The sequence below is a fragment of the Xenorhabdus sp. BG5 genome (genome assembly GCF_015163665.1).
Taxonomy (GTDB): Bacteria; Pseudomonadota; Gammaproteobacteria; order Enterobacterales; family Enterobacteriaceae; genus Xenorhabdus.
On record NZ_JADEUG010000008.1, the window covers coordinates 1 to 13,509 of the forward strand.

The following is a 13,509-nucleotide window of genomic DNA, read 5'->3' on the forward strand; positions in this document are numbered from 1 at the left end:
CGGCCAATTTAAAGGCCAGCGAATAGTCACGCTGAGTGCGTTTACTTTCTGATTTCATAACACTCTCCTCAAAAGATGAAGAAAAGTGTCAACCTTATTTAGGATGGGACACTGATAAATAATAAACCTGGCTGTGACACCGGAGTGCCTTAAGGCACTCCACACGTAAGATTAACTCACTCTCGGCGTTCCAGAATTTCAAAACAATAGCTATGAGAATTGTTTTCATCTGCATCGTGATATTCGGTAAACGTTGAATTCCATTCATCAGGTTCATAATCAGGGAAATGCGTGTCACCAATCACTTCTGCATCAATGTGAGTCAGATACATACGATTAGCCAGAGGAATAAACTGTTCATAAATTTTTCCTCCTCCTATCACCATCACTTCTCTAACATCGCCAGCGGCTGATAAAGCAGCGTCGATAGAGTTAACCCAAGTCACCCGATCATCATTCGCAGGTTGACGGCTAATCACGATATTCAGGCGCCCTGGTAAAGGGTGACCAATCGACTCATAAGTCACTCGCCCCATTACAACCGGTTTTCCAAGTGTATTGTGTTTAAACCAGGCTAAATCACCCGGCAAAGTCCATGGCATGGCATTTTCCATACCGATAACTCGATCCATAGCTATCGCAGTAATCAAGCTGATAATCATTAAATCACCTTACAGCCAAGTAGTATGAAAATTTGGGACACTATACGGAAAGGGTTACTCGCAGTCGATAAGATTAGCCATTTATCCAAACAAATAGTGAGTTTGCCCGTGAATTGTTAAACAATCCGTTGTTTAGCAGATTATTACTTAACAAGCATGCAGCAAAATAACAACTTCATTCAATTTGACAGAACATCTATCTAAAACAGTGCCAGAAACGAGTAAAGTCAGGACAAAGATTTCATTTAAAAACCAGCAGGATTGACAATTAACTGCCCGGCAACCCCACGATCTGCCATCTCCAATATCTGGCTGTAATACATGAAAGGAAAATGTTCATAAGACGGCTGCATCATATTAAGTAGCAATTCAGCACGACTATCAATCCAAACGGTATCTTTCCAGCCATAATCCTGTGGTTCTGGACGGTTGCCGTTCAGACTGATGACCTTAAATCTTACCCCTTCAATATGGAAAGGCTGGGGCATTGACGTTGTGACTGTCCAACGTTCCCATGCACCTTGTTGGCTTGTGATATCGATTCGATGCGCATTCAACAGTGAGCCATTAATCCCTTGAGAATAATCGCCCAAATCAATTTGACGACTTTGAATGGTAGAGTTGATCTGTGGATTATCAACGATAAGCTGAGTTGGTAGTTGATCTGTCACCAAAGGAAGCAACCCGCTGGCTTTCAAGGTTAATACCGTCGTTGACAGCAGTTTGGTCGAAGGTTCAAACAAGCCTTTCAAACGATCGATTACGCCAGCAGATTCTCCCGCAGTAACAGTAACACTCTCCACTTTCGACATATCAATCAAGACTTCTCGACGTTCTCCCGGCGCAAGTGACAATAGCTGTACCGCCACGGGAGCAGGCAATAAGCCTTGATCAGTAGCAATCATGTAGAAAGGACGCCCATCACTGAGTTGCAATTGATATCGCCGGGCATTAGATGCATTCAGAAAGCGTAACCTGACCCAACCTCTGGCAACTTCCACAAAAGGATTTTCGACACCATTAACCACCAGAGTATCGCCAAGAAAGCCTTGATTAGCTGACGGGTTATATTGCGGTACACCAAAATTATCCAATCGCTTATCTTGCAAGATAACCGGAAAATCATCGACACCATAATGTCTGGGTAAAGGCAGGCTGCGACTATTTTCGTCTTCCACCAGCCACATACCAGCAAGGCCGGCATAAACATGCTGTGCCATGCGATTTGGGGTATTGGCATGATACCAACAGGTCGATGCAACTTGATCTATCGGAATAACCGGCGACCAATTTTCTCCCGGTGCCATCAAACGAGCCGAACCGCCCATCAAGGTTCCAGGCACCAATAATCCTCCGACGGTCATTGAAACCGGTTCAGATAACCGATTGCTATAGATCAGTTTGACATCATCCCCTCGGTGAACCCGAATGGTTGGCCCTAAATAATGTCCGTTGATGCCCCAAACTTGAGCCTTATTATGACCATTAAACGACCAGGTGGCTTTTTGTATGGCTAAAAACAGGGGTTGCCCTCTGCGGGATTCCAGTAAGGGAGGGAGCGGCAATTTTGTTTGTTGATTTTTGTTGGCCCGAACGACAAAAGGAAGCGCCCCTAAACACATTGCCAAACCAGAAGCCTGAATAAATTGGCGCCGACTCAGTGACATACTTTCTCCACAGAAGGTCTCCACAGAAGGAATAGTCTCTCTACGATAGAAATACAACCCAAATAGCAATGCCCAATAATTGCCTAATTTAAATGATTGCGGGGATGAATACCCTGATATTGTGGCTATCAGGATTTATTATTCTATCGATTGCGTTTAATAAAAACGTTAATTTATTAAACGCAATCATAACGCGAATAGGAGAGAATTTCTAAAATTATCGAAAAATTATAGTGATAATTAGTCCAACTGGCTATCTACGCTGATTAAGTGCCTCGACTTCTTTATCCAATTGTTCAATTTTGGTTTTCATCAATTGTCGGCAGTGTTCTGCCAATTCACGAACCTGATCTTTGGTATATTTCGTGGTGTCAATCGGGGGCAACATTTCAACAATAACGGTGCCATTGTCCCAACGATTTAGTTTTATTTTATCGTGTGTTGTAGAAACACAAACCGGTACAATAGGTGCACCTGCGGCAATGGCGGCATGAAAGGCACCTGTTTTAAAAGGCATCAATCCACGGCCACGACTCCGTGTTCCTTCTGGAAACATCCAAACCGAAATTCGATTTTTTTTGATCTGATCGACAACCTGTGAAATCGTGCCATGAGCTTTTGTCCGATTATCCCTGTCGATCAAAATATTACCTGTCAACCAATATAGCTGACCAAAGAAGGGAATAAAGACTAGGCTTTTTTTGCCCACGGTGACTGTACGTGGCTGCACCGCATTCGACATCGTAACCATATCGTAATTATTTTGGTGATTGCCAATATAAATACTAGGTCCATATTCCTGTGCTTCTTCTGGAACACGTTCCAGCAGCTTAATGCCAAGCACTTTATGCAATTTGCCAAACGCACGCCCGAAAGTCATAACATGACGTGGATTACGTGGGCTGAATAAACAGTAGATACAGCCAAAAATAACGATCAGTATCCCAAGCAGAATAACAATAATTCCCCGAATGATTGCTAGCATAGCGGCCCCTTGTTGAAAGGCCAGTGCATTCATTACACTGGCCTAAAATTACGATTTATACCTTTCACCCTGCAATTTGCAGCTTAATGACTTGTATTTCAAACCACTTCAACGCGCTCAACTCGCTGTAATCCACGAGGCAGAGACGCTCCCTTGCGCCCTCTCTCTGCCCTGAATTTCTGTAACTCATCAGGACGAAGCAGTAACTTGCGTTTGCCAAAGTAAAGCGTGATAGAAGATTGCGGTGGCAAGACCAGTAACCAAGCCAGCATATCTTCGCCGGATGCAGCCTGTGCCGCCGGAATAGAAACAATCTTATTGCCCTTGCCCTTTGAAAGCTGTGGCAAATCAGTCACTGGAAACATCAACATACGGCCCGCTTTGGTAATCGCCAGTAACATGTCTTCCTGTTCGTTGTTAATCTCCAACGGCGGCATCACTTTAGCATTCTCGGGCAAAGTAATCATGGCCTTACCCGCCCGGTTCTTGGCAATCAGGTCACTGAAAGTACAGATAAAACCATATCCTGCATCAGATGCCATCAAGAATTTCTGTTCTTCTTTCGCCATCAAAAGATGCTCAACCGATGCCCCTACCGGCAACGCCAGTTTGCCCGTCAACGGTTCTCCCTGTCCTCTGGCTGATGGCAAATCCAACGGATCAACGGAATAACTGCGCCCTGTAGTATCAATAAAGACCACGGGTTGGTTACTCTTGCCACGCACCGCACTGCGGAAACTGTCACCCGATTTGTAATTCAAGCCAGCCGGATCAATCTCGTGTCCTTTCGCACTGCGCACCCAGCCCATCTCTGACATGATGACAGTAATCGGCTCAGATGGCAGGATGTCGTGATCACTCATGGCCTTCGCTTCCATGCGCTCTTTCAGCGGGGAGCGACGGTCATCACCGTAGCTTTCTGCATCGGCAATAATTTCTTTTTTCAGTAACGTATTTAACTTACGTTCAGAACCCAAAATCGCCTGAAGTTTGTCACGTTCTTTCGCCAATTCATCCTGTTCACCACGGATTTTGACTTCTTCCAGTTTCGCCAAGTGGCGTAATTTCAAGTCAAGAATGGCTTCTGCCTGCGTTTCGGTTAAGTTAAAACGCTGCATCAATACTGGCTTTGGCTCATCTTCATGACGAATAATATGAATGACTTCATCAATATTAAGATAGGCTGCCAACAAACCTTCGAGGATATGCAAACGCTTAAGCACTTTTTCCAGGCGATGGTTCAGGCGATTACGCACGGTTTCACGCCGGAAAACCAGCCATTCACTGAGGATCTCAACCAAACCCTTAACCGCAGGACGGTTATCCAGACCGATCATGTTGAGATTGACGCGATAGCTTTTTTCCAAATCGGTAGTTGCAAACAGGTGGTTCATTACCTGCTCAATATCCACGCGGTTAGTACGCGGAACAATCACCAAGCGGGTTGGATTTTCATGATCAGACTCGTCACGCAGATCATCCACCATCGGTAACTTTTTCGCCCGCATTTGGCTGGCAATTTGTTCTAAAACCTTCGCACCAGAGACCTGATGAGGTAAGGCCGTGATGACGACGTTACCTTCTTCTTTCGACCAAATCGCCCGCATCCGCACTGAACCACGGCCATTTTTGTAGATCTTGCGGATATCTTCTTTTGGCGTGATGATCTCAGCTTCTGTTGGATAGTCCGGCCCTTTGACATATTCCATCGCCTCATCAAGCGATAGATCTGGCTTATCCAGCATGGCAATCAGTGCATTCGCGACCTCACGGGCATTGTGTGGCGGGATGTCGGTCGCCATCCCCACGGCAATGCCCGTGGTGCCATTGAGCAAGATATTGGGCAAACGCGCAGGTAAACACTTAGGCTCCTGCAATGTACCATCAAAGTTTGGTACCCAATCTACGGTTCCTTGCCCCAACTCAGACAGTAACAATTCGGCATATTGAGACAAACGAGATTCGGTATAACGCATCGCCGCAAAGGATTTTGGATCATCCGGTGCCCCCCAGTTTCCTTGCCCATCGACTAACGGATAGCGGTATGAGAAAGGCTGTGCCATCAAAACCATAGCTTCATAACAAGCCCCATCACCATGTGGATGATATTTACCAAGAACATCACCGACGGTACGGGCAGATTTTTTAAATTTGGCGCTGCTGCTCAGCCCTAGTTCTGACATCGCATAGACAATACGACGCTGAACAGGCTTTAAGCCATCACCAATAAAAGGTAACGCCCTGTCCATGATGACGTACATGGAGTAATTCAAATAGGCGTTTTCAGTGAACGCATGAAGCGGCTGACGCTCCACGCCGTCGTGAGTTATCTCACTCATGTAATAATTTCCTCAGGATCTGTATTGACTACCTTTGCGCTAGATTTCTCTGTATGCATTTAATCTTATTGCACTAAATTCATGCGCTAAACTTCGATATCGATGGAATCTCCCTTCTCTTGCAGCCAATTACGGCGATCTTCTGAACGTTTCTTCGCCAGAAGCATATCCATGACTGAGAGGGTTTCTTGATAATTTTCATCGTCGATAGTCAATTGCACCAGACGGCGAGTGTTAGGATCTAACGTGGTTTCACGCAACTGCATTGGGTTCATTTCCCCCAACCCTTTAAAACGCTGAACGTTCGGCTTGCCCCGCTTGCGGCTCAAACGATCCAAGATGGCACTTTTTTCCCCTTCATCCAGCGCATAATGTACTTCTTTGCCAAGGTCGATGCGATATAACGGCGGCATTGCCATGTAGATATGCCCGCGTTTCACCAATGTCGGGAAGTGACGGACAAACAGGGCGCACAGCAATGTTGCAATGTGTAATCCATCAGAGTCTGCGTCCGCCAGTATGCAGATTTTACCGTAGCGCAGTTGGCTTAAATCTTCACTATCCGGATCAATACCAATCGCAACAGAGATATCATGAACTTCCTGCGAAGCCAGTACTTCATCCGAAGAGACTTCCCATGTATTCAGGATTTTTCCACGCAGTGGCATGATCGCCTGAAACTCACGATCACGAGCTTGCTTCGCAGAGCCGCCCGCGGAATCCCCTTCTACTAAAAACAGTTCAGTAACATTGAGATCTTGTGCAGTACAATCTGCCAATTTACCCGGCAAAGCAGGGCCATTGGTCAACTTTTTGCGTACCACTTTCTTCGCCGCACGCATTCTACGCTGCGCACTGGCAATCGCCATTTCAGCGAGTTGCTCCGCATCTTGAATATGCTGGTTCAGCCACAAGCTGAATGCATCTTTCACTACGCCGGAAACGAAAGCCGCAGACTGGCGAGAAGAGAGGCGCTCTTTGGTTTGGCCAGCAAATTGTGGATCTTGCATTTTAAGCGATAGCACATAAGCACAGCGATCCCAGATATCATCGGCAGAAAGTTTAACCCCACGTGGCAATATATTGCGGAATTCGCAAAATTCACGCATGGCATCCAACAAACCTTGACGCAAGCCGTTAACATGAGTACCGCCTTGTACCGTTGGGATCAAGTTGACGTAACTTTCCGTTAATAATTCTCCGCCTTCCGGTAGCCAGAGCACTGCCCAGTCAACCGCTTCAGTATCTCCACTTAATGTGCCGACAAAAGGCGCTTGTGGCAATGTGACCAGCCCATTGACGGCTTCTAGCAGATAATCTGTCAACCCGTCGGCATAACACCATTTCTGTTCGGTATCGTTCAGTTTGTCCTTAAAAACAATCTCAACCCCCGGACACAGCACCGCTTTGGCTTTTAGTAAATGCGTCAAGCGGGTGGCAGAAAAACGGGGCGTGTCGAAATAGCTTTCATCTGGCCAGAAATGGACACTCGTTCCGGTATTGCGTTTGCCACAACTGCCAATGACTTCCAATTCTTGTACTTTCTCACCATTTTCAAAGGCGATTTGGTGTACCTGACTGTTACGACGGACAGTCACTTCCACGCGCTTTGACAGGGCGTTGACTACCGAGATCCCAACTCCATGTAAGCCACCAGAGAATTGGTAATTTTTATTAGAAAATTTTCCGCCCGCATGCAAGCGGGTCAAAATCAATTCAACAGCAGAAACTTTTTCTTCAGGATGGATATCAACCGGCATACCACGGCCATCATCTATCACTTCCAGAGACTGATCGCTGTGAAGGATTACTTCAATATGCTTCGCGTGACCAGCCAGAGCTTCGTCCACACTGTTATCGATCACTTCCTGTGCCAGATGGTTCGGGCGGGCTGTATCGGTATACATTCCGGGACGGCGACGAACTGGCTCCAGGCCACTGAGGACTTCAATGGCCTCTGCGTTGTAACTAGATTGAGTCATGTTGTAATTCTGTCGGTTGCTTCGTTATTAGAGGGCCAATCAGTATTGATATACTGTTGATAATACCAGTCGTTTACCTATTTTTGGCAATTTTTTTACTATTGCCACTGGTTAGCCCTAAGAAGTCAATGATTTGAGGGAAATAATATTCGAAGCCAATAAAAGCATGATTCCCACCAGATTCAACCGTCTGCCGGCACTGCATCAGGTAAGCAACAGCTTGACGGTAATCGAGCACCTCATCTCCTGTTTGCTGCAATAACCAAATAAGATCAGGTGATTCCAGCGGGTCAATGTGCATCACTTTGAGATCATGTATATGGCTTGGTTCGAGAGTATAGCGCTCTTCGGTATAGGGATTCACGTTTTCCCCAAGATAATTCTGAAGCAAGTCGAAAGGACGCACCGCAGGATTGACAACCACGGCGGGCAAACCAAAGCACTGAGAAAGCCAGATAGCCAGATAACCGCCCAGAGAAGAACCCACCAGCCCGATATTTTCACCGGCGTGCTCCATTACCTGTTCTTCCAGTAAGATGGCTGCATCTTCAGGATAAGGGGGTAATTGCGGCACCAGCATGTCAATGTCAGGGTGCAGCTGGTGTAACCACGTTTTCAGCGCATTCGCTTTCGCTGATTGAGGGGAACTATTGAAACCATGTAAGTAGAGTAACGTCGACATTAATACCCGTCCGAATCTAAATCCGGGTAAAACTCGTTATTCTTAAGCCTGTGAACCTGTGTCTGCAATTTCGCTTCTTTATTATTGCCAGCCACAGACAGTTCGAGATAACGCCATCCCGGAGCCACTGTATCAAGCATAAAATTAGTACAATGTGGTTTAAATTGCACACAGGTTGATGGGGTTGCCATAACACGAATACCGTTCCACATTTCATCCACTTCTTGGTGGATGTGCCCACACAGTATGGCTTTCACCTGGGTTTTGCCTTTCAAACATTCTGATAATTCAGGGGCATTACGCAAACTGTGCTGATCCAGCCATGTGCATCCAGACGGAATCGGGTGATGGTGAAGCATAATAATCGCATGACGCTCACTGTGTTCATCCAGGCATTTTTTCATCCACTCAAGCTGATAATTCGTCAATTCACCATGAGGAACCCCTTGCACCTGACTGTCCAGCATAATCAACTGCCAATGCTGTCCGATAAATATCTGCTTGGAAGGTGAAATGCCTGCTGCTGCCAACGTGTCAACCATCGCGGGTTGATAATCGTGATTGCCGGGTAACCAAACACAAGGTGCAGGTAAACGCGCAATGCCATCAGCAAAATGCTGGTAAGCATTGATGCTCTGATCCTGTACCAAATCACCTGTCGCAACGATCAAATCAATATCGAGATTTTGCTGCAAGATCATATCCAATACCGCATGATAACTGCGATAGGTATTGACGCCCAGCAATGAGTCTCCCTTATTAGCAAAAAGGTGCGTGTCGGTAATTTGCAGTATTCTGGCTGTGGCACCTTCTGCCACAGGTACTTCAAGCAGGCTTTCCAAAAGGTTTCCTTTTCCTGTCGATCATAAGGATGATTTTAACGTGTCTTGATGCAAAAGATCTGCTGGCTGGGGCACACTTCCCATTTTCCAACGTAAATTAGGAATGATGACCCAACCATTTTTTCCTAAGTTTTTCATGGTGCAATGCCAGCCACTGTATTGCAATAACTGAAGCCGCATTATCGATAATGCCCTCTTCTACCCATTGATAAGCCTGTTCACGACTCACAACCAGAACACGGATATCTTCATGCTCACCTTCCAGACCATGAACCCCTGACGCAGTGGCGGCATCGACTTCACCGACAAAGACATACATACGTTCTGTCGTACCGCCAGGGCTGGAAAGATAACTTAATGCAGGCTGGCAGCGTTTAACCTCAATCCCTGCCTCTTCCACAGCTTCGCGACGGACGACCTGTTCAGCGTCTTCTCCTTCTTCGATCATGCCGGCAATCACTTCCAACAGCCACGGCGTATGACTGGTTTCAATCGCCGGAATACGGATTTGTTCAATCAAAACAACTTCATCGCGCACCGGATCATAAGGCAACAAAACACCAGCATGACCTCGTTCAAAAACTTCACGTTTAATGGTTTCACTCCAACCACCGCGAAATAGGCGATGCTTGAATTGATATTCAGTCATGTTAAAAAAACCGCGATAAAGCGTTTTTTGAGAAATAACTTCGACGTCTTGTTTAGTAAAAGTATATGGCGAGGCAAGATCTTTACTCATAAAATATCCTGATCAGTTTTTAAAATTTCCTATTATTAAAAGGTATTTTTTCATATTGATCTAAATAAATTCATTTTGATGATACAAACAAGCAGAAAAATGAGGCAATATGGCACAAACAGCCACCCTACCCTGCTGGCATTCTCTGCTAGAATCTGTGGTATTAGTTTTTATGCAGAGGCAACTTAAGCAAAATAGCTGCACAACAAGGAACGCAAATGAAAAAATTGCTCTCTCTTTTTATTGCTATGAATCTGGTAGGTTTTAGTACTTCAAGCCATGCTGCGAATTTACTCCAGATTTATCAGCAGGCAAAAGAAACAAACCCTGAATTGCTTAAGGCGCAGGCCGACCGCAATTCAGTAGTTGAAAAGATTAATCAAGCTCGTAGCTCTTTATTGCCCCAATTAGGTCTGAATGCGGGTGTCAATTATGGCAAGGGTTTTCGTGACTCGAGAAATTCAGAATCTCATGGCACAAATGCGAGTCTGCAACTGACCCAAACCATCTTTGATATGGCAAAATGGAATCAGCTGAATCAAGCAGAGAAAAATGCGGGTATTGAAGACATCAAATATCAAGCAGCTCAACAGCAATTAATTCTCAACACTGCACAAGCCTATTTTGACGTTCTGAATAAAATTGATACATTGACATTTACCGAAGCGCAAAAAGCTTCACTGTACCGTCAACTGGATCAAACCACTCAGCGTTTTAATGTCGGTTTGGTTGCCATCACTGACGTGCAGAATGCCCGCGCTCAATATGATTCCATTCTGGCAGCCGAAGTTTCTGATCGCAACAATCTGGAGAATGCTCTGGAAAAACTGCGTATGATTACAGGCACTTATTACCCACAGTTGGCTGCATTGGATATTGATCAGTTCAGAACTAAACAACCAGAACTGGCTGATAAAGTGCTAAAAGAAGCAGAAACCCGTAACCTGAACCTGCTGTCAGCCCGCTTAATACAAGATCTAAGACGCGAACAAATCAAAGAAATGCAGACAGGTTATATGCCAACGGTTAATTTAAGCGCAGATACAAGTATTTCTAACGATCATACGCGCGGAAATAAACGAATGGACGAATATAGAGGCGGTAATAGCGTTAAGCTGTCTTTGAACTTACCGCTGTTCAGTGGCGGATCTACCTATTCTCAAGTAGAACAAGCGAAATATAATTTTGTCAGCGCCAGCCAGGATTTGGAAAATACGTATCGTAAAGTCACACAAGAAGTACATTCTTCCACCAATAACATTGCTGCTGCGATCAGTAGTGTTGACGCCAACAAACAGGCGGTACTCTCTGCGCAAAGTTCATTAGATTCAATGGAAGCCGGTTATCAGGTCGGAACCCGCACAATTGTCGATGTGCTGGATTCGACAACTAAACTTTATCAAGCCAAGCAGAACCTGTCTAAAGCACGTTACGATTATTTGCTTTCCCTGTTACAGAATAAACAGGCACGCGGCGTTTTAAATGAAAATGATTTGATAGAGTTGAATAAGATGCTAGGCGCGCAAATCTCAACCTCTGCCAGTAGTATCATTAAAGAGATGAAAACGCCGCCAGTTCGCTGAATTAATGTACTATCGTTCTCAATTGAAAAACGTTATATTAAAAACGCTATACTAATAAAGAAAGCAGCCGCGATTACGTGGGCTGCTTTTTAGCACATCCCTGAGAGCCACGCCCATTGAGCACAATAAAATGGGGTAAGGCTCTTAATCAGATACCCTCAAGATGGATGCCCCTATGACAATGAAACGGACAAAAGAGATAAACCGCGATTCTTTCCGTAAAACGTGGCGAAACTATCGCCTGACACCTGTAGCGCTTGCTGTCAGTGCTGTCTTTATGCTTTCTGCCTGTGAACAAAACGATGAAACGGTATCACTCTATACGAATGCCGATGAGTGTTCCCAGGCGAATCCTTCTCAAAGCGAACAATGCAAGACCGCCTACAACAACGCCCTGAAAGAAGCGGAAAAAACCGCACCGAAATATGCGACTCGCGAAGAGTGTGTGGCTGAATTTGGTGAACAACAATGCACGCAAGCCCCTGCTCAGGCGGGAGTCGGTCAGCAGGCTCAGGCACAAAACAGTAGCAGCAGTTTCTGGATGCCTTTGATGGCAGGCTATATGATGGGACGCTTAATGGGCGGTAGCTCTGCACCATCCCAACCGCTGTTCTCATCACAATCGGCTTCCAGCCCAGCCAATGGCAAATTTGTTGATGCAACAGGTAAAAGCTATGGCCCTGCCACCGCAGGTGGTCGCAGCATGACCGTACCAAAAACGGCGATGGCACCAAAACCGGCAACTACAACTACGATTACCCGTGGTGGGTTCGGTGAATCCGTGGCGAAACAATCTGCCATGCAACGTTCGTCTGCCAGCTCAAGTTCCAGTTCTTCCCGTTCTATGGGTGGTTAATCAACGATGAAACGCATTGGTATTACCGAGCGCCCGGATTGGCGCGAAAAAGCAGCAGAGTTTGGTTTTAATTTTCACACTATGTATGGTCAGCCTTACTGGAGTGAAGACGCTTATTACCAGTTCACCCTAAGCCAAATTGAAGAAATTGAAGATGCAACGGTAGAACTGCACCAAATGTGTTTGCAGGTCGTGGAAAAAGTGGTCGATAGTGAAGAGTTGCTGACCAAATTCCAGATCCCAAAACACTGTTGGGAATTTATCCGTTCTTCATGGGTAACCAGCCAACCTTCACTCTATTCCCGTCTGGATTTGGCCTATGATGGCAAAAATCCCCCCAAATTGCTGGAAAACAATGCCGATACCCCAACGTCACTGTATGAATCGGCTTTTTTTCAGTGGATCTGGCTGGAAGACCAGATTAATGCCGGTAATCTGCCGTCAAATGCTGATCAGTTCAACAGCCTGCAAGAAAAACTGATTGAGCGTTTTGCACAGTTACGTGAAAAACATGGGTTTGGCCTGCTGCACATGGCCTGCTGTCAGGATACCGAAGAAGATCGTGGCACCATCCAATATTTGCAGGATTGTGCTGCGGAAGCCGATATTCCTACCGAGTTCCTGTTTATTGAGGATATCGGGCTGGGTGAGAAAGGGCAGTTTACTGACTTGCAGGATCACGTGATCAGTAACTTGTTTAAGCTGTATCCGTGGGAATTTATGCTGCGTGAAATATTTTCCACCAAGTTGGCTGATGCGGGTGTCCGTTGGCTGGAGCCAGCATGGAAAAGCATTATCTCCAACAAAGCACTGCTGCCAATGCTGTGGAAAATGTTCCCAAATCATCCTAATCTACTGCCTGCCTATTTTGCAGATGAACGCCCTTCAGACATGAACAGCTATGTCATTAAGCCACTGTTCTCCCGCGAAGGGGCCAATATTCGCATCATTGAAAACGGCCGTGAAATCGCCAGTGCGGATGGCCCTTATGGCGAAGAGGGCATGATCATCCAACAGTTCCACGCATTACCGAAATTTGAGGGTAACTATGCGCTGGTCGGTAGCTGGTTAGTGGATGATCAATCTGCGGGTATCTGTATCCGTGAAGACCGAGAGTTAATTACCCAAGATCTGTCACGCTTCTACCCGCATATTATTTTGGATTGATTCAA

General features: G+C 45.7%; 11 protein-coding genes. 3 read left to right on the plus strand and 8 right to left on the minus strand.

The window, feature by feature from the left end; all coding sequences use genetic code 11:
- Window positions 1–176: 176 nt before the first annotated feature.
- The 8 genes from folA to nudF form a co-directional block, all read right to left on the minus strand.
- The gene (gene folA / locus IQ209_RS06120; protein WP_193849960.1) at window positions 177–662 is read right to left on the minus strand and encodes a type 3 dihydrofolate reductase; all 486 of its coding nucleotides are present in this window, start codon (window positions 660–662) and stop codon (window positions 177–179) included.
- Window positions 663–907: 245 nt separating this feature from the next.
- Window positions 908–2,329, minus strand: coding sequence for a cell division protein FtsP (ftsP, locus tag IQ209_RS06125; RefSeq protein ID WP_193849962.1), 1,422 nt, complete (start codon window positions 2,327–2,329; stop codon window positions 908–910).
- Window positions 2,330–2,582: 253 nt separating this feature from the next.
- Window positions 2,583–3,314 carry a 1-acylglycerol-3-phosphate O-acyltransferase gene (locus IQ209_RS06130; RefSeq protein WP_193849964.1) on the minus strand — a complete coding sequence of 244 codons (732 nt, stop codon included), beginning with the start codon at window positions 3,312–3,314 and terminating at the stop codon, window positions 2,583–2,585.
- A 98-nt stretch (window positions 3,315–3,412) separates the two neighbouring features.
- Window positions 3,413–5,653, minus strand: coding sequence for a DNA topoisomerase IV subunit A (parC, locus tag IQ209_RS06135; protein WP_193849966.1), 2,241 nt, complete (start codon window positions 5,651–5,653; stop codon window positions 3,413–3,415).
- Between the two features lie 86 nt (window positions 5,654–5,739).
- Complete coding sequence (gene parE, locus IQ209_RS06140; protein WP_193849968.1) at window positions 5,740–7,635, minus strand: DNA topoisomerase IV subunit B; 1,896 nt, start codon at window positions 7,633–7,635, stop codon at window positions 5,740–5,742.
- 73 nt (window positions 7,636–7,708) lie between these two features.
- A complete protein-coding gene (yqiA, locus tag IQ209_RS06145) occupies window positions 7,709–8,317 on the minus strand; it encodes an esterase YqiA (protein WP_193849970.1) in 609 nt (202 codons plus the stop codon).
- On the minus strand, window positions 8,317–9,159 hold the full coding sequence (gene cpdA, locus IQ209_RS06150; RefSeq protein WP_193849972.1) for a 3',5'-cyclic-AMP phosphodiesterase: 843 nt from the start codon (window positions 9,157–9,159) through the stop codon (window positions 8,317–8,319). The genes yqiA and cpdA overlap by 1 nt, the downstream gene beginning before the upstream one ends.
- Window positions 9,160–9,256: 97 nt before the next feature.
- Window positions 9,257–9,898, minus strand: a complete 642-nt coding sequence (gene nudF / locus IQ209_RS06155) for an ADP-ribose diphosphatase (RefSeq protein ID WP_193849974.1) — start codon at window positions 9,896–9,898, stop codon at window positions 9,257–9,259.
- A 218-nt stretch (window positions 9,899–10,116) separates the two neighbouring features.
- On the opposite strand from nudF, the gene tolC reads away from it, so the two are divergent.
- From tolC to IQ209_RS06170, 3 genes are all read left to right on the plus strand, one after another.
- Window positions 10,117–11,481: an outer membrane channel protein TolC gene (tolC, locus tag IQ209_RS06160; protein WP_193849976.1), complete on the plus strand. Its 1,365-nt coding sequence runs from the start codon at window positions 10,117–10,119 to the stop codon at window positions 11,479–11,481.
- A 181-nt stretch (window positions 11,482–11,662) separates the two neighbouring features.
- A complete protein-coding gene (locus tag IQ209_RS06165) occupies window positions 11,663–12,337 on the plus strand; it encodes a DUF1190 family protein (protein ID WP_193850127.1) in 675 nt (224 codons plus the stop codon).
- A gap of 6 nt (window positions 12,338–12,343) precedes the next feature.
- Window positions 12,344–13,504 (plus strand): glutathionylspermidine synthase family protein, encoded by a 1,161-nt coding sequence (locus IQ209_RS06170; RefSeq protein ID WP_193849978.1) that lies wholly within the window; start codon window positions 12,344–12,346, stop codon window positions 13,502–13,504.
- Window positions 13,505–13,509: the final 5 nt, after the last annotated feature.